The sequence below is a fragment of the Roseobacter sp. MED193 genome (assembly GCF_000152965.1).
Classification (GTDB): Bacteria; Pseudomonadota; Alphaproteobacteria; order Rhodobacterales; family Rhodobacteraceae; genus Pseudophaeobacter.
In genome coordinates, this window is the sequence record NZ_CH902583.1 from 1822592 (window position 1) to 1839470 (window position 16879).

General features: G+C 58.9%; 19 protein-coding genes. 10 read left to right on the forward strand and 9 right to left on the reverse strand.

Annotation, left to right across the window (positions count from 1 at the left end; all coding sequences use genetic code 11):
• Nucleotides 1–11 precede the first annotated feature (11 nt).
• The 3 genes from MED193_RS11115 to MED193_RS11125 are packed head-to-tail and all read right to left on the reverse strand — an operon-like array spanning nucleotide 12 to nucleotide 1558.
• Nucleotides 12–356 (reverse strand): DUF2794 domain-containing protein, encoded by a 345-nt coding sequence (locus MED193_RS11115; RefSeq protein WP_039966119.1) that lies wholly within the window; start codon nucleotides 354–356, stop codon nucleotides 12–14.
• 58 nt (nucleotides 357–414) lie between these two features.
• Nucleotides 415–864 (reverse strand): hypothetical protein, encoded by a 450-nt coding sequence (locus MED193_RS11120; protein ID WP_009809823.1) that lies wholly within the window; start codon nucleotides 862–864, stop codon nucleotides 415–417.
• Nucleotides 857–1558, reverse strand: coding sequence for a helix-turn-helix transcriptional regulator (locus tag MED193_RS11125; protein WP_009809824.1), 702 nt, complete (start codon nucleotides 1556–1558; stop codon nucleotides 857–859). The genes MED193_RS11120 and MED193_RS11125 overlap by 8 nt, the downstream gene beginning before the upstream one ends.
• A 410-nt stretch (nucleotides 1559–1968) precedes the next feature.
• Between MED193_RS11125 and MED193_RS11130 the strand changes: the two genes are divergently transcribed.
• On the forward strand, nucleotides 1969–2508 hold the full coding sequence (locus tag MED193_RS11130) for a cytochrome c (RefSeq protein ID WP_009809825.1): 540 nt from the start codon (nucleotides 1969–1971) through the stop codon (nucleotides 2506–2508).
• 15 nt (nucleotides 2509–2523) lie between these two features.
• Here the strand turns inward: MED193_RS11130 and MED193_RS11135 are convergent, their stop codons facing one another.
• The gene (locus MED193_RS11135; protein WP_009809826.1) at nucleotides 2524–3150 is read right to left on the reverse strand and encodes a TetR/AcrR family transcriptional regulator; all 627 of its coding nucleotides are present in this window, start codon (nucleotides 3148–3150) and stop codon (nucleotides 2524–2526) included.
• A 481-nt stretch (nucleotides 3151–3631) separates the two neighbouring features.
• On the opposite strand from MED193_RS11135, the gene MED193_RS11140 reads away from it, so the two are divergent.
• The 4 genes from MED193_RS11140 to MED193_RS11155 all read left to right on the forward strand — a co-directional run bounded on the left by MED193_RS11140 (nucleotide 3632) and on the right by MED193_RS11155 (nucleotide 7508).
• Nucleotides 3632–4561: an AEC family transporter gene (locus tag MED193_RS11140; protein WP_009809827.1), complete on the forward strand. Its 930-nt coding sequence runs from the start codon at nucleotides 3632–3634 to the stop codon at nucleotides 4559–4561.
• A 134-nt stretch (nucleotides 4562–4695) separates the two neighbouring features.
• Nucleotides 4696–5529 carry an S-formylglutathione hydrolase gene (gene fghA, locus MED193_RS11145; protein ID WP_009809828.1) on the forward strand — a complete coding sequence of 278 codons (834 nt, stop codon included), beginning with the start codon at nucleotides 4696–4698 and terminating at the stop codon, nucleotides 5527–5529.
• A gap of 27 nt (nucleotides 5530–5556) precedes the next feature.
• On the forward strand, nucleotides 5557–7047 hold the full coding sequence (gene sthA / locus MED193_RS11150; RefSeq protein WP_039966120.1) for a Si-specific NAD(P)(+) transhydrogenase: 1491 nt from the start codon (nucleotides 5557–5559) through the stop codon (nucleotides 7045–7047).
• Nucleotides 7044–7508 carry a YaiI/YqxD family protein gene (locus tag MED193_RS11155; RefSeq protein ID WP_009809830.1) on the forward strand — a complete coding sequence of 155 codons (465 nt, stop codon included), beginning with the start codon at nucleotides 7044–7046 and terminating at the stop codon, nucleotides 7506–7508. Before sthA ends, MED193_RS11155 begins: the two co-directional genes overlap by 4 nt.
• 31 nt (nucleotides 7509–7539) lie before the next feature.
• On the opposite strand, the gene MED193_RS11160 is transcribed toward MED193_RS11155, so the two are convergent.
• Entirely contained in the window at nucleotides 7540–7860 is a 321-nt protein-coding gene (locus MED193_RS11160; RefSeq protein WP_009809831.1) for a YciI family protein, read from the reverse strand.
• Between the two features lie 121 nt (nucleotides 7861–7981).
• Here MED193_RS11160 and MED193_RS11165 point away from each other — a divergent pair, with 121 nt between their 5' ends.
• From MED193_RS11165 to MED193_RS11180, 4 genes are all read left to right on the forward strand, one after another.
• Nucleotides 7982–8575 carry a TetR/AcrR family transcriptional regulator gene (locus MED193_RS11165; RefSeq protein WP_009809832.1) on the forward strand — a complete coding sequence of 198 codons (594 nt, stop codon included), beginning with the start codon at nucleotides 7982–7984 and terminating at the stop codon, nucleotides 8573–8575.
• Nucleotides 8576–8699: 124 nt separating this feature from the next.
• On the forward strand, nucleotides 8700–9662 hold the full coding sequence (locus MED193_RS11170) for a DMT family transporter (protein WP_009809833.1): 963 nt from the start codon (nucleotides 8700–8702) through the stop codon (nucleotides 9660–9662).
• A 12-nt stretch (nucleotides 9663–9674) separates the two neighbouring features.
• A complete protein-coding gene (locus tag MED193_RS11175) occupies nucleotides 9675–10295 on the forward strand; it encodes an HAD family phosphatase (RefSeq protein ID WP_009809834.1) in 621 nt (206 codons plus the stop codon).
• Entirely contained in the window at nucleotides 10292–11209 is a 918-nt protein-coding gene (locus MED193_RS11180; RefSeq protein ID WP_009809835.1) for an ornithine cyclodeaminase family protein, read from the forward strand. The genes MED193_RS11175 and MED193_RS11180 overlap by 4 nt, the downstream gene beginning before the upstream one ends.
• Nucleotides 11210–11285: 76 nt before the next feature.
• Here the strand turns inward: MED193_RS11180 and MED193_RS11185 are convergent, their stop codons facing one another.
• Together MED193_RS11185 and MED193_RS11190 are read right to left on the reverse strand one after the other, a co-directional pair.
• Nucleotides 11286–12527 carry an MFS transporter gene (locus tag MED193_RS11185; RefSeq protein ID WP_009809836.1) on the reverse strand — a complete coding sequence of 414 codons (1242 nt, stop codon included), beginning with the start codon at nucleotides 12525–12527 and terminating at the stop codon, nucleotides 11286–11288.
• Between the two features lie 118 nt (nucleotides 12528–12645).
• On the reverse strand, nucleotides 12646–13206 hold the full coding sequence (locus tag MED193_RS11190) for a hypothetical protein (protein WP_009809837.1): 561 nt from the start codon (nucleotides 13204–13206) through the stop codon (nucleotides 12646–12648).
• Nucleotides 13207–13324: 118 nt separating this feature from the next.
• Here MED193_RS11190 and zapE point away from each other — a divergent pair, with 118 nt between their 5' ends.
• Complete coding sequence (zapE, locus tag MED193_RS11195; protein WP_009809838.1) at nucleotides 13325–14398, forward strand: cell division protein ZapE; 1074 nt, start codon at nucleotides 13325–13327, stop codon at nucleotides 14396–14398.
• A 157-nt stretch (nucleotides 14399–14555) separates the two neighbouring features.
• On the opposite strand, the gene MED193_RS11200 is transcribed toward zapE, so the two are convergent.
• Together MED193_RS11200 and accD are read right to left on the reverse strand one after the other, a co-directional pair.
• Complete coding sequence (locus MED193_RS11200) at nucleotides 14556–15830, reverse strand: folylpolyglutamate synthase/dihydrofolate synthase family protein (RefSeq protein ID WP_009809839.1); 1275 nt, start codon at nucleotides 15828–15830, stop codon at nucleotides 14556–14558.
• A 100-nt stretch (nucleotides 15831–15930) separates the two neighbouring features.
• Nucleotides 15931–16875: an acetyl-CoA carboxylase, carboxyltransferase subunit beta gene (accD, locus tag MED193_RS11205; protein WP_009809840.1), complete on the reverse strand. Its 945-nt coding sequence runs from the start codon at nucleotides 16873–16875 to the stop codon at nucleotides 15931–15933.
• Between the last annotated feature and the right edge of the window lie 4 nt (nucleotides 16876–16879).

Here is a 16879-nt window from a genome sequence, read left to right on the forward strand (position 1 = left end):
CGCAAGGGCGGTTACTTCACAGCTCGGATCAACTTGCGCTCCAGCACCCGCAGCACCGCTCTTAAATCGCTGCCGCGTTTCAAGATCTGCCCGTCCATGCCCACTACCGCATACAGTCCCTGGCGATTGCGTAGTTTGGGGTGTTTTTCAATCCGGTAGAGCGGATGTTCAGCGGTGCGGCGAAACACCGAAAACACCGCCAGGTCACGCAGGCATGAAATCCCATAGTCGCGCCACTCTCCAGCGGCTACCATGCGGCCATAGAGCGACATGATTACCGACATTTCACGCCGGTCAAAGGCCACTTGCTGCGGAATTGGCGCGCCCGGATTGGGCGAAATGGGATCCATAGTCATAGGGCAAGACTCGCCGCTCTGGTCGCATTAATCAAGACGCTTTGCGTAAAATCACTCGTCAACGGTGGGCCCTGGGCACCCAATCCGCAGGCTCTTGGTTCCAAAACCGATTTGGGTTTGCCTCATCCTGGCCACGCCGGTGCAGGCTACGCGCAGCCGGAACCAGCTGGATCACCGGTTCTTCATAGGGGTGCGCGTGGTAGATTGCCCGCAGCAGAGGCTCCAGCGCGCGCCCCTGTTTGGGTACAAAGATCTGCAGTTCTACACAGAACACTTCAACCGCCATATCGGTCGCACGGTTGCGAGCCTGCGGCAAAGCGCGAAACTGTTGCACCCCGGGCATCGTGGTGTAGGCCACCTGGTCGTAATCCCCCCAGTGCAATGGTTCCTGCGCCAGGATCTCCTGCAGCACCTGCTCGGCGGCCTCTTGCGGTACTTGGATCAGCACCCGCGTCCCCTGCTCGATAGAAAAACGGCCAGACTGGATTGTTCTGAAGGTTTCAAGCATTGATTGATCTCTCACAGGATAGCCCCAGGATATCGTCCATCGCCCGTAGGCCCAGACCGGTGATTTGCAACCCGCGTTTGTGAGTATTTCGCGTAACCCAGCCTTGATCAAAGAAATGTGCCAGCATCTGATTCCCTAACGGCCCCGAAACATGCAGCTTGCGCTCGGTCCAGTCCATGCAGGGGCGGACAAAGGGCTTCCCTCGCTCTGAGGCCGCAGTATTTTGTGGCAGGCTTACTCCCAGCCGGTGCCAGATGTCATGAGGACAAGCGCGAAAACCACCGTTGTCCTCGACCAGCATACCACGGGCCAAGAACTGACCAGTCATCGCCACAGCCAAGGGGCCGGCCAGATGATCGTAGCAACTGCGCAGCTGGGCAATATCACCTGCCTTGCGCCGCTGGGCCAGATGCAGATGCGAGCTGGGAGCAAGGGCCGCCAGCTGCTCCAGCACCCCGGCGATCTCAGCATTTTCCAAGCGATGAAACACACAGCGGCCGCGTTTCTCGGCGCGCACCAGCCCAGCGTTCTGCAGCATCCGCAGATGCGCAGTGGCAGTCTGGGGGGTAATCCCTGCGGCTGAGGCCAGCTCCTTATTGGTGAAGGAACGCCCCTCCATCAGCTCACAGAGCATCCGGGTACGGCTGGCATCGCTCAGGGCTTGCCCAATGATATCGAAACGTGGCGTGGTCATGCCCCAAGGTTACCCCTGCATCGCAAAATTGCCCACAGAAATCCCTTCGCTCTGGAACGAACGATCAGGATTGCGGCTAAGCCCGCTGGCCATTTAACGCGAAAATAACCTGAGTGGTGGAAACTTCCTCAACCCTGGCCAATGCGCCGCACACCCCGCCTCGCAACAGTCGCTAGATCCGTACGGCCCTGGCACGAGGCCCCAAAAAGAGGCGAGACACAGGCAATGAGCCCAATACACCGCACTCTGAGTGTTAAGGCTGGACACCCGTTTCACGTAAGCGGCGCCCTAGGGTGCTCCGTTGAACGATGCAGCAATCTGTCCCATCTCTTTGAACAGACTTGGATTACACAGCGGCCACCCCCTGTGCCCAAACGGCCGACTTGCACCTCCCCAATTGGAGCCTTCGAATGATCTACTGGCTCAACCTGCTCCGACCTCTGAAACGCCGCAAGTACGCTGCGCGCCTAGGGCACAGACGTATTCAACTGTTCGCAGGTCTCGGCCTGGTTGGTCTTTGCTTGGGCATGCTCAGCGCCGATCTCAATGCAGGCAGCGCGATCATCACAGATAAAGACATTCGCGCCCGTCTGGCGCTGATGCGCGAACAAAAAGCAGCGTTACTAACCCTGAGTGACATGATGGCTGGGCGTCGGACCTTTTATCCCAAGACAGCCAAGGCGGCGCGGCGCGTGCTGATAGAAAACACCCGAAAAATCCCCCGGCATTTTGCAAAACAGCGAATTGAGCCAAATTCCCACGCCCAGCCGGAGATCTGGACCCGCTGGCAGGATTTTGAGACCCGCGCCCAAGCGGCCCGACAGGCGGCAAAACAGATCAACGTCGGATCTGTGAATGGGCTACGTCGCAGCCTTCCTGCGATGGTTCAGGCCTGTCACAGCTGCCATCAAACCTATCGCGCAACACCAAACCGAGCGATTACGCATTGAGACACAGGCCGGCCCTCAGGTCTTGGGCGCGGCGTAGCGGGCCAGAAAAGTCTCAACAGCGCCTTCAATGATCCTGTTGCGTTCTTCACCAGAAAAATGCGTGTCGATATTGAACAGAAAACGCGGCACCAGATCTGCGCGGCAAAGTTCGGCAAACTGATCAGCGGCGAGGTCAAAATCCTCTATCTGCAACTCGCCCCGAGCGGCGGCACTGCAAAGATAGTCGCGGATTTTGCCGCGAATCAACAATGGGCCGCTCTCATAAAACTGGCGCCCAAGGTCAGGAAAGCGATCTGCCTCAGCCACGCAGATACGAAACATCCGCATGCCAAAGTCAGATAGGCTGATAGACAGGATATGCCCGGCTGCAGCCCGCAAAATTTGACGCGGGGTGCTGGAGCAGGTCGCCAGATCCATTGGCGCGTCCGCCTGTCGAGCACATTCGCTGCGGGCGACCTCCATGAACAACAGACGTTTATCCGGAAAATAGCTATAGAGCGTCGCCTTGGAGACCCCGGCCGCGCGTGCGATATCGTCGACGCTGGCCCCCTCAAACCCATCTGCCAGAAACACCTCTCGCGCGCCTTTCAGTACCTGATCGAACTTGCGACCGGTGCGCAGAATACTGGCGTGTTCGTTCATAGCTGACCTCATGGCTCTGGCGGGCTGGAACACCCAGTCTAGCCGAGAGCGCTCAGAGGCAACAGTCTTCTCTTTACCATCTCTGTTACACCCGGAAGAAGAGGCAACAACGGAAAGGGAGTGCTCCCGCCCACCCTTTCTGCCTTCTGGTGAAGGCAAGGGCCGTTGGGGGTGGCGCCGCGCTAACACGCGGCGCGGCACCGACTGATGCTACGGGGACCACAGAACAGGGAGGGCAGCCCAAGGAAATATTTGTAAATACGAGGAACTTCGCCGCTCTGGTCCGGCCTCTATCGAGACGCTCCAGAGCAATATGGCCCACGCCGCGCGTCAGCGCGGCGCTGGCCCCAACGGGAGACGGGCATCTATGATGCCCATACGACGGGCGGGAGCCCCCCCTGTCCAAACACCGCCTGGATTTTCAAGTAAATCCGGCCCTTCCACCTTGCCTTTTCACCCACAGCCGCTACCACTCGTTTCGATGGCTGACATTTTCTTCAGAACACTGCCCTTCTTTGCAATCATCGGCTTGGGCTATTGGGCGGGCCGGACCCGCTTCTTCACAGAAGAGGCCACTGCCTATCTGACCAAGTTCGTATTTTTCTTCCCACTTTCAGCGATGATCTTTCGCTTTTCCGCCAATCTCTCTTTTGCGGAGATCTTTGATCCTGACTTAGTTCTGGCCTACCTGGCAGGAACAATGGCTGTCTATCTCTTGGTCACCCTCGTGGCGCTTATGCGCCGCCTGGACATGCCTACCTCAGCCGTCGAGGCCCAATGCGCCGCCATCGGCAATGTGGGTTTCCTTGGCCTGCCGATGATGGCCATGCTGTTTGGCGAGGCCGCCATCGCCCCGATGATGGTGGTTCTAAGTGTTGATCTTGTGGTATTTTCCTCATTGATCGTGATCCTGATCAACCTCGGGCGCGGCACGGGGCTGGGTCTGGGCACGCTGCGTCTGGTGCTCTTGGGCCTTCTGCGCAACCCTATGATCTTGGCTATTTGTGCAGGCCTTGCCTGGTCTGCGGCCGAAGTGCCCATTCCAGTGCCAATGAATGATTTCCTGTCGATCCTGGGCGGCGCGGCTACCCCTGGTGCGCTTTTCGCCATTGGCGCCTCACTGGCGTCAAAATCTGCCGAACGTATGCAGATTGCCGTCTGGCTCAGCTTTGCCAAACTGGTGCTGCACCCGCTTTGCGTTGCCTTTTGCGTTCTCTATCTGCTGCCTGTCACCAACTTTTCGGCCATGGTCGCCATTGCTGCCGCATCACTGCCGGTGGCCGGCAATGTCTATATGCTGGCACAGCATTACGGCGTGGCACCGCACCGGGCCTCGGCGGCCATTTTGATCTCCACCATAGTCTCCATTTTGACTGTCCCGATGGTGATCGCCTGGGTTTCCGCGCTCTGAGCTTGCCGTGGGTCAAGCTCTTCAGACTATTGTAACACGATTGCCGCAAAAACAGGGAGAGCTGCCGCAGCCACCACTGGACCTGCGCGCCGCCGACAGGTAGCGATAAGGCAACAATTTATAGGAGCCTCACCATGGAAACCGTATCGGAAAACAAAGCCTTTGGCGGACTGCAGGGTGTCTACCGTCACAAAAGCACCAGCACCAACTGCGATATGACCTTTGGTCTCTTCCTGCCCGAGGAGGCCAAAGACGGCCCAGTTCCGATTCTGTGGTATCTCTCGGGCCTGACCTGCACCCATGAAAACGCCATGACCAAGGCCGGAGCCCAGGCCTGGTGTGCCGAGCAGGGCATCGCCATCGTCTTCCCAGACACCAGTCCGCGTGGCGAAGGGGTTGCGGACGATGAGGCCTACGACCTGGGCCAGGGCGCCGGGTTCTACGTAAATGCCACCCAGGAGCCCTGGGCCGCGCACTATCAAATGTGGGACTATATCGCCGAAGAACTGCCCGCCCTGCTGGCCGAAAACTTCGCCATTGATCTCGACCGTCAGGCTATCACCGGCCATTCCATGGGAGGCCATGGCGCGCTGACCCTGGCGATGAACCTGCCCGGTCGGTTCAAATCGGTTTCGGCCTTTGCGCCGATCTGCAATCCTACCGGTGCCGACTGGGGCCGCAAGCAGCTGGCGGCCTATCTCGGTGACGATGAAACCGCCTGGGCCAAGCATGACGCATCGCTCTTGATGCGCGAAAAAGGCTTTGACGGGCCCATTCTGGTGGATACCGGCACCACCGATCAGTTCATTGACCTGCTGCGCCCCGAAGCCCTCGCCGCCGCCGTAGCCGAAAAGCGCCAGGAGGCCACGCTGCGCCTACAGCCCGGCTATGACCATAGCTATTTCTTTGTCTCCAGCTTCATGGAAGATCACGTCACCTTCCACGCCGAAGCCCTGTACCGGGATTAAACCATGACCACATCCGCAACCCCCTCCATGACTGATTTCGACTATGACTATGATCTGGTGATCATCGGCTCCGGTCCTTCGGGGCGGACCGCTGCGATCCAGGCCGGTAAGCTGAAACGCCGTGTGCTGGTCATTGACCGGGCCGATCGGCTGGGTGGGGTTTCTGTGCATACCGGAACCGTTCCGTCAAAAACCCTGAGGGAAACGGTGCTCAACCTCTCTGGCTGGCGCGAACGCAGCTTCTATGGCCGCTCCTACCGGGTGAAGGACCAAATCGCCGCTGAGGACCTGAAGGCCCGCCTGCATATGACCCTTGATCACGAGGTCGACGTGCTGGAACACCAGTTCAACCGCAACCACGTGGAATGGCTGGCCGGTCTCGCCAAATTCACCGGCCCCAATGAGGTCGAAGTCGCCACCGAAGCCGGGGACACCACCCGGATTACCAGTGAAAAATTCCTCATCGCCACCGGAACCCGCACATATCGACCAGACGATGTTCCGTTCAACGGCAAAACCGTTGTCGACGGGGATGAGTTCCTGGAGATGTCCTCGATCCCCCGCTCCCTGATTGTGGTTGGTGCCGGTGTTATCGGTGTGGAATACGCTACCATGTTCTCGACCCTGGATGTCCGTGTCACCCTGATTGAACCCCGCGATACCTTCTTGGATTTTATCGATAGCACCCTCATTCAGGATTTCACCCACCAGATCCGCGAAAATGGCGTCGATCTTCGCTTAGGTTCTGCCATCGACAAGATCGAAGACGCAGGCAACCATATCGAAGTCTCGCTGAACAATGGCCGCCATGTGCGTGGCGAGATGCTGCTCTTTGCGGCCGGGCGCATGGGCAATACCGATGGTCTGAACCTCGCGGCCGTTGGGCTGGAAACCGATCATCGCGGGCGTCTAAGCGTTGAGCGCAAGACCTATCAGACCGCTGTGCCGCATATCTATGCCACCGGCGATGTGATTGGCCACCCCTCGCTGGCCTCTACCTCACTGCAGCAGGGCCGCGTTGCCGCCTGTCACGCGCTGGAGACCCCGACGCTGCCGGAAAGCCCCTGGTATCCCTATGGCATCTACTCCGTGCCCGAGATGTCCACCTGCGGCATGTCGGAGGAAGAGCTACAGGAACGTGGTATCCACTACGAGATCGGTGTCGCCCGCTTCCGCGAGACCTCGCGCGGGCATATCATGGGGCTGGAACATGGTATGCTGAAGATGCTGATCAGCCTCAAAACCCGCCGGGTTCTGGGGGTTCAGATCGTGGGCGAAGGCGCCACCGAGCTGATTCACATCGGCCAGGCGGTGATGAACCTGCAGGGTACCGTGGACTATTTTGTCCAGAATACCTTCAACTATCCGACTCTGGCCGAAGCCTACAAAATCGCCGGGCTCGACGCCTTTAACCGCATGCCCATCCCGGAAGAGTTCAAGGTGAAAAAGCCCACAAAACCGGCGGCAAAACCCAAGGCACAACCTGCCAAGAGTGCCGATAAAAAGGCCGCGAAGTGAGCGCGCTCTACATCGACGCGGATGCATGCCCGGTCAAAGAAGAGGCCGAGCGGGTGGCCACCCGCCACAGGCTGAAAATGTTCGTGGTTTCCAACGGCGGATTACGTCCCTCGCGCAATCCGCTGGTGGAAAACGTGATAGTCGATCAGGGTGCTGATGTCGCCGACATGTGGATCGCAGACCGCTGTGGCCCAGGTGATGTAGTGGTCACCGGAGACATCCCGCTGGCCGCCAAATGTATCGAAGCCGGTGCCCAGGTGCTGCGTCACAATGGCGAGCGCTTCACCCAGGCCAACATCGGCCAACAACTGGCGATGCGCGATCTAATGGCCGACCTGCGCGCCGCAAACCCGCTTGGGGCGGGTGGTTCTGGTAAGGGCTTTACCAAATCGGATCGTTCGAGGTTTCTCGACAGTCTGGAACGAGAAATCCGGGCAGCGGCCTCTCAGACTCGCTCTTAGAGGCCGCAAACCAGGGCAAGGCGCCTGTTCCCTACATATCCAATTCAAGATCCGGTGCCACCTCAATGGTTCCGGACCCCGACAGATGCGGGCAGCCGCGGACCAACTCAATCGCTGCGTCCATGTCCTTGGCTTCGATCACCGTGTAGCCTGACAGCGGACTGGCGCCGCCGCCCTCTGCCACCGCCCCATCGCTTAGAACGGTCTTTGACGGCCCCACGGCAAGGCCGGGATCCAGCGCAGCCGTCCCAAGACCGGCCATCCAGGCCTTCCAGGCCGCCATCATCTTTGCCCCCTCTTCGGGCGTGTTGACATCGGGGTGGCCGTGATAGGCGAGTACAAATTTCGGCATTTCAATGCTCCTCTGAAATTCTTCCGTGACGCCAACGCTAGCCTCAATCAAAATATGTTAAAGAACATATTTTGTACTCTGTCACACTGGCAGCACCCGTCCCAAAAGGAGCCATAGCCCCATGCCCTACAGCAGCACGCACAAGGAAAAGACCCGCACCCGTATCGTCGAGGTGGCGCGCACCCTGTTCAACATCCATGGGTTTCACGGCGTGACGATCGATATGGTCATGGCAAAAGCGGGCCTGACGCGGGGCGGTTTCTACAACCATTTCTCGACCAAAGAGGATTTGTTCTGCGCGGCTGTTTCAAGCTTTCTGATGGGGCGCGGTGCACGGTGGCGCCATGAGGCGGGCATCAATGCGATGAACCCTGACAGTGAGGCCGCTCTGCAAATGATCCAGAGCTATCTGTCTGATGCCCATCTTGGCGCAGTTCAGGACCAATGCCCGATGATCGCCCTGCCTTCAGACGTTGCCCGTGCCAGCCCCGAGGTACGCGCAGCCTTTCAGCAGCTCCTGACGGCCATGGTAGGCCTGTTGCAGCGCAGCCTACTGCAACAGGAAGATCCGCAAGCCCGGCAAAAAGCGATGGCAATGGCTGCACTCTGTGTGGGCGGCATGGTTCTGGCCCGCACCCTGCCCGAATGCGAACTGGCGACGGAAATCCGCAGCGCCGCGCTGCAGACTGCAACAGCGATGACATCAAGCTCTTGACGGCAGACCCTGACCACACAGTTCGGCGCGCGCCATACGACCAAGTGGGCGGCCCGTAATTTCGACATTGCCGACCTTCCCTGATTGCGCAAAGGATGCGTAAAGGGCAACGGGAGACGAGGCGATGACTGCAGAGATTCGGGTAAATGCCATCGGCCTTGCAGCGGCGGCTGGCTCTGCCGTCTGTTTCTCCATCATTGATGTCTTGGTCAAATTCTTGTCCGGGGATTATCCGCTCTACCAAATGGTTCTTCTGCGATCCTTGATTGCGATGCCCATCTTGCTGCTGGTTATGGTGCCGCTGGAGGGCGGTTATCACGTGTTGCGCACCCGGCAGCCCAAATTGCACCTGATCCGCTGTGGCGCGGTGCTCTTTGCCAATATCTGTTTCTACACCGGCCTGGCCACCATGCCGATGGCCGATGCGGTGGCCATCGCCTTTGCCACCCCGCTGATCGTCACCCTTCTATCTGTGGTCCTACTAGGGGAACGCCCCGGCATTTGGCGTTGGAGCGCTGTGGCAGTGGGGTTTCTTGGCGTCTTGATCATTATGCGCCCTGGCCCCGGCACCTTTCAGGCGGCAGCGTTACTGCCGTTTTTTGGCGCTTGTGGCTATGCCACGCTGCATGTGCTCACGCGCCGCGCTGGTGGTGCAGACAGCCCCGCAGCGCTCACATTTTATCCCTCTCTGGCCTTTATGATCGTCAGCGCCGTTTTGGGGCTCAGCACCGGGGATGGTCGCTTTGCCAGTGGCGATAGTGCCGCGCTGGACTTCATCCTGCGGGCGTGGGTCTGGCCTGCATCTGGCGATTGGTGGGCCTTTGTCGCACTGGGGCTTACCGCCTCGATAGGTGGCTACCTGATTAGCTTTGCCTACCGCCAGTGCGAAGCCGGACTGGTGGCGCCTTTTGAATACATCGCCATGCCGATGGCGGTGTTCTGGGGGATCTTAGTATTTCAGGAATGGCCCGATTTGCCTGTTTGGCTTGGAAGTGCCTTGATCATTGGCGCTGGTCTTGTTTCCCTCTGGCGCGAGACACGCAACAACCGCCCAACCAGTCGCCCACGCCCCCGATCCTTAGGTTAGGAACTGAAACGCATGACCATCGAAGCCGTCGTTTTTGATATTGGCAATGTACTGATCGAATGGGAGCCGGAACGGTTCTATGATGCCCGCCTGGGCGCTGAAACCCGCCAACGCCTGTTTGCCGAGGTGCCGCTGCACGAAATGAACCTAGGATTGGATCGCGGCGCCCCCTTCCGCGACTCGGTCTATGCACTGGCAGATCAACATCCCGCCTGGGCCGAAGAAATCCGCCATTGGCATGACAGCTGGTTGGAGTTTGCCCATAGGGATATACCGCAATCGGTCCGCCTGCTGCGCGCCTTGCGCCAAAAGGGCGTGCCGGTTCTGGCGCTCAGCAACTTTGGAATCGGCACCTTTGAGCTCGCTCTTGAAGCCTATCCGTTTCTAGCTGAGTTTGATCAGGCCTATATCTCGGGCCATCTGGGCTGCATCAAACCTGATCCCGAAATCTATGCGCGACTGGAACAGGGCGCAGGCCTGCCAGTGGACCGCATACTCTTTGTCGATGACCGCCCTGAGAACATCGACGCCGCCAGAGCGCGCGGTTGGCAAGGCCATCTTTTCACCACCCCCGAAGCCTGGGCTGCACGCCTGGTCGAGGCCGGATTACTCTCAGAACAGGACGCCCTATGAGCATTCCCATGATCACCTTTGACGCCGGCGAAGCCCTGCTGGACTGGATCGACTTCACTCAGGCCCTGGCCCGCGGTCATGACCTGCCCAAGGCCGAGATTGGCGATACCTTCCTGTACCGCGACCCCGATACGCTGCTCAGCCGCTCTGCCTGGATTGATGGCATGGGGCTGGCGGTCAAAACCGCCAATATCTTCCCGCGCAACCCCGATGCAGGCAAGCCGATGATCAATGGCTCGGTTTGTCTGTACTCTGATCTGGATGGCACACTGGAGGCCCTGGTGGATTTCCACCTGGTGACCAAGTGGAAGACCGCCGGCGACAGTCTGCTTGGTGCGCTGCGTCTCGCCAATCCGGACAGCCGCGAGATCTTGATCGTGGGGGCAGGCACCGTTGCCGGATCACTGGTTGAGGCCTTTGGTACCGCCTACCCGCAGGCGCAGATTCGTATCTGTAACCGAACCCAATCCAAGGCCGAAGACCTGGTTGCACGCTATCCCGGCACCACTGTGGCCACCGATCTCGAAGCGGCCGTCAAAGCGGCGGATATCATCGTCACCTCAACCATGTCCTCAACCCCGGTGATCAAGGGTGACTGGCTGCGTCCCGGCCAGCATCTGAACATGATCGGCGCCTATCGGCCAGACATGCGAGAGACCGACGACACGGCCCTCACCCGCGCGCGGATCTATTGTGACAGCTTTGACACCACGCTGGACCATATCGGCGAGTTCAAAATTCCACTGGAAGAGGGCGTGATCCAGCGCAGTGATGTGCTGGCGGATTTCTACAGCATGGACCAGTTCCCCGCCTATGACCCTGTGGCGATCACTCTGTTCAAGAATGGCGGTGGCGCCCATCTGGATCTGATGACCAGCCACCATATTCTGGAAAAATGGAAAGCCGCGCAATAACCTGACGGCGTCGCGCGGCTGTGCCGTTCTTGGTCGGGTCGCCTTGTCTCAGGCGACCCCAAAGCATTCCCTGCAATCAGGCGGCAACGGCTTGTGCGGCTTTCTCGCGCACCGGCAGATGCACCACGGCGCTAAAGGCCCCGACCGCGACGCCGATCCACCAGACAAAGGTGTAGTCGCCGTAGACATCATACATCCGCCCACCAAGCCAGACGCCCAGGAATCCGCCCAGCTGGTGGCTGAAGAAGACAATCCCATAGAGCGTGCCCATATAACGCAGCCCGTAAAGATGCGCGATCAGGCCAGAGGTGAGCGGCACTGTGGCCAGCCAAAGCGAGCCCATGACCACCGAGAAGATAATCACGCTCATCGGGGTGATCGGCAGCAGGATAAACACCGCCGCCACCACGGTGCGCGCCGTGTAGATCCCTGCCAGCAAGTATTTCTTGCTGTAGCGATTGCCCAGCCAGCCAGCAAAGAGCGTGCCGCCCACATTGGCGGCACCAATCAGGGCAATCGATACCGCCCCCAGCGCCGAGGTGGTAGTGATCCCGATACTATGCAGCGCCCCGCCCGGCAGGATCGGCCCACACATCTCGGTGACAAAGGCGGGGAAATGCGCGGTGATAAAGGCCAGCTGATAGCCACAGGAAAAGAAGCCGAGGAAGATCAGCGTAAAAGACGGGTCCTTAAAGGCCTGTTTCAGAACAGTGCCCATGCTGGCCTCAAGCTCGGCCTTGCTGGCCGCCTGTGGCGCGCGCATCAAAGGCAGGGTCAGGACCAAGGCCAGTACCCCACCGGCAAAGACCATGAAGACCGATTGCCAGGACATCATTGACAGCAGGAACTCCGCCGTTGGTGCACCAATGATCTGGCCCGCAGATCCAGCTGCGGTCACGATTGCCAAAGACATCGACCGGTTCGCATCGGAACTGGCCCGCCCCACCACGGCGAGCACCACGCCAAAGCCGGTGCCGGCAATGCCAAAGCCCACCAGCCACTCATAGGCCTGCATCTCAAACGGCGTGGTTGCCCCAGCGCTGAGCACCAGACCGGCCGCATAGGTGATGGCACCAAGGATGATCGCTTTGCGGTCGCCTAGCTTTTCCGCCAGCGCGCCAAAGATCGGCTGGCCAATCCCCCAGGCCAGGTTCTGGATGGCAATGGCCAGCGAGAACTCGGCGCGCAGCCAGCCAAATTCCTCGGCGATGGGGATCTGAAACACCCCAAAGGAGGCCCGCACCGCAAAGCTGGCCATGATGATGACGCAGCCGACAATCAAGACCGGCGTAAAAAGGGGCGTATGAGTACGTGGCATGAGGCTTCTCCAGTTCAGCCCGGCAAAGCTAGAGAAATCTAGCCGAGCGTCAAATCAAAGATACTGCTTGCTCAGTTAAGGAATTTTGATGCGAGGGTCGTTGAGAGGCCAGAGGCCCCTAGTAGAAAGGAGACATGCGCGCCATATGAGCCTTCAACAAGGATTCTGGTAACCTTGCGCCTTTCTCCCCGCGGATCACAGTCACAAGTTTAACCAGGCCCAGGTCATAATCGGGGTAGAAAAACACCATTTCAGTCACCTCTTCGTGGCCCAATTCAAACTGAAAGCTAAACCCGTGAAGGACCATGCTCCATGCTATTTCGCGGTGGGAGACACAACGCCCATTCCTGGAGGCAACAAGAGTTGCACAAAATTGCTTTCGTTCTGCAAGGTAGCGCTGGGCCGCCGAACCATGGTCACCGGGACCATAGGGGACAGCTCTTTCAAGGCGCGCCACGACCGGGCCGCCACAAGTCAAACAGACGTATTCAATAGCTTCCGGCAAGACTGTGATATCCCAGTCATCACTCTCTTTCGTGCGCTTGAATAAGGCCGAACCTGTGAGGCGGGAAAACTGATCATCGCGAGCATAGAGGGGCGCCGCCGCCCAAGGGAACGATAAGGCAAAAAGCAGGAGCATCGCCGCAAGGACCCAAAAAGGCGATCTTTTTTGTTGCATAAAGCGTCCGCTATACTCTTCAGCACTGCAGCAACTTTAAGCTGTTTTATGACCCCTGTCACTCCATACACACCTGCACTGGCTTCCCATCCTACCGCCTTCGCGGTAAGCCTAGCCCATGACCGATCTCAGCACGCTTTATGCCCAAAAGATTGCCAATGGCGATCTGCGCCCCGACCCTGCACAAGAGGCGGTCCTGCCGCAGTTTGACCGTATCTCCGAAGGGCTGCGGGCCGAGCCGGTGAAACGCGGGCTGTTTCGCCGCGCCAGCCCAGCCCCGGCGCCAAAGGGTCTGTATCTTTGGGGAGGAGTTGGTCGCGGCAAATCTATGTTGATGGATCTCTTTGTCGACAGCCTTGGTGATATCCCGTCTCGGCGTGTACATTTCCATGCCTTCATGCAGGAAATCCACGCCAAGATGCATGCCGCCCGCCAGGAAGGGGTGCAGGATGCCTTGGCGCCAGTGGCGCAGGAAGTGGCGGCTTCCGTCCGGGTCCTGGCCTTTGACGAGATGCAGATCTCGGACATTACTGATGCGATGATTGTTGGCCGCTTGTTTGAGGCGCTGTTTGAGGCCGATGTCTGTGTTGTCACAACCTCCAATCGACTGCCGGATGAGCTCTATAAAAACGGGCTGAACCGGCAATTGTTCTTGCCGTTTATTGACCTGATCAAGGATAAGATGGAGGTCTGGGAAATGGTGAGCCCGGTGGATTATCGCCAAGACCGTCTGAAGGGCAGTGAAGTCTATTTCAGTCCCGCAGATGCAGCGGCGCGGGACATGTTGCAATCAATTTGGCAGGATCTTTCAGGCGGCGAAGCCCAGCCGCTTACGCTTGAAGTAAAGGGGCGCGAAGTGGTTCTGCCTGCCTTTCGCAACGGCATCGCGCGGGCGACGTTCTTTGATCTCTGCGGCAAGATGCTTGGGCCCGGAGATTATCTCGCTATCGCCGAAGAGGTGAAGGTTCTGGTACTGGACAATATCCCCCGGCTCAGTCGCAACAACTTCAATGAAGCAAAACGCTTTGTTACGCTGATTGATGCGCTTTATGAAGCAAAGGTCCGGCTGATCTGTACCGCGGCAGCAGAGCCCGAGTTTCTATATGTCGAGGGCGATGGGGCGTTCGAGTTTGAACGCACTGCTTCGCGCCTACGCGAAATGCAGGATCAGGATTGGGGGCAGGCTGAGTAAGGGGCTTTGCCCCCTCGCGCTAAGGACGCTCAACCCCAGGATATTTGCGGCCAAATGAAAGCGAGACCGCGCCGCATCAGCGGCGCCGGGCCCAAGGGGCAAGGATCAATCTTTGATTGTTCCGAGCCGGGCGGGAGCCCCCCCCTGCACGCCCGGATCAGCCGTTCTCACGTAGGATATGGCCTGCAAGGTAAAGTGAGCCACAGATCAAAACCCGGGCGTTGGGGTCTTTTTTCACGATCTTCTCTAGCGCATTGGCGGTGTTGTCGGCGATCGATGCTGCAAGCCCAACAGATCGCGCTGCAGCCTGGGTTGCGCTGGCCGGCAGGGTGTTGGCCTCATCCGGGATCGAGATTGCTGTGAGGCTTGCGGCCTGCCGCGCCAAAGGCGCCAGATAGCCGGTCACATCCTTGGTGTTGAGCATGCCGCAGATCAGATGTGTCGGCCTTTTGGTCATGCCCGCCAGAACCTTTTCCAGAGCGAGCCCTGCAGCTGCGTTATGGCCCCCGTCCAGCCAAAGTTCGGCAGCGCCTGCGGTCTCAACAAGTGGACCGGAGGTGAGCCGCTGCATTCGCGCCGGCCAGGTCGCATTTGTCATAGCAGCCTCGCAAGCGGCTTCTTGCGCACCAAGGTGACGCAACGCAGCGAGGGCCGCACCAGCATTTTGGACCTGGTGGGCTCCCAGTAGAGCTGGCATCGGCAAATCGAGCAGACCGCGTTCATCCTGGAACACCAACCGGTCACGCTCTTGGCTGACATGCCAATGCTGACCATAGGCAATCACTGGGGCCCCAAGGCGCTCAGCTGTGGCCTCAATCACCTCCAGAGCCTCATCAGGCTGGGGGCCAACAATCACCGGCACCCCCCGTTTAATAATCCCGGCTTTCTCGGTTGCAATCTTGGTCAGGGTATCCCCGAGGAATTGTTCATGATCGATGGAGATCGGCGTGATCACGGTGAGCTCTGGTTGGGTGATCACATTTGTGGCATCCAACCGGCCGCCCAGACCGACTTCCAACAGGGTGTAATCCGCCGCGGTGCGGGCAAAGGCCAAGAGAGCAGCCACTGTTGTGATTTCAAAATAGGTGATGCTCTCGTCACCATTGGACGCATAACACTCATCCAGCACCTCCGTCAGATGGGGTTCTGAGATCAGCTCGCCTGCCAGACGGATGCGTTCGTGGAAGCGCGCCAGATGCGGCGAGGTATAGGCATGCACGGATTTGCCCCAGCCCTCCAGCCCGGCGCGGATCATCGCCTGGGTTGATCCCTTGCCGTTGGTGCCCGCCAGGTGGATCACCGGTGGCAGCTTGTCCTGCGGGTTATCCAGGCGTTCCAGCAGACGCCAGACCCGATCAAGGGTCAGGTCGATGATCTTGGGGTGCAGCGCCAGCATACGGGCGAGGATGGCATCTGAGGTTGGCTGGGTCATAGGGCACACTCACCGGCAGCAAAGGAAAACAAGGGGATCAGCAAAATAGAAAACGGCCCGCCCTGAGGAGGCGGGCCGCATGAAAACACTATAGGGCGTATCAGCTTTCTGCTGGAGAGGGCTCTGCGGCATCTTCCGCCTCATTCGCGGCCTCTGCACTGGAAACCGGAGCGGGGAGATCCCCGACCACCTGTGGGGGCAGCCCCATCAACATTCGGATAATGGTGATCAGCTCGGCCCGCATTTCGGTGCGCGGGATCACCCGGTCCAGCATACCGTGATCCAGCAGATATTCAGCCCTCTGGAAACCCTCAGGGAGTTTTTCGCGGATAGTCTGTTCAATCACCCGAGGACCGGCAAAGCAGATCAGTGCATTAGGTTCTGAAATATGTACATCCCCGAGCATTGCGTAGGATGCAGTCACACCGCCAGTTGTGGGATGGGTGAGTACAACGATATAGGGCAGATTGGCCTCTTTCAGCATCTGCACCGCCACTGTAGTGCGGGGCATCTGCATCAGCGACAAGATGCCTTCCTGCATCCGCGCCCCCCCTGCTGCCGAAAACAGCACCAGCGGGCGGCCCAGCCTGACGGCCTCTTCGGCAGCCGCGACAATGGCGTTGCCCACATACATGCCCATAGAGCCCCCCATAAAGGAGAAATCCTGCGCTGCCGCTACAATCGGCGTACGACCAATTTCGCCCGCTGCAACCAGCATGGCCTCTTTTTCATCGGTCTTTTTCTGCGCCGCCTTCATGCGGTCAGGGTATTTCTTTTGATCGCGAAACTTCAGCGGGTCCGAAATTGGCTCCGGCACTGCGACCTCAGCAAAGACTCCGCCATCGAACAGCGCGGTGAAACGATCGCGTGGCGTGATATGCATGTGGTGCCCGCAGTTGGTGCAGACATTCTGATTGTCGCTCAGCTCACGGTGAAACAGCATGGTGCCGCATTCGCTACACTTCTGCCAAAGATTCTCGGGCACTTCGCGACGCGAAAACAGCGAGTTGATCGTTGGGCGGACGTAGTTGGTGATCCAGTTCATATCA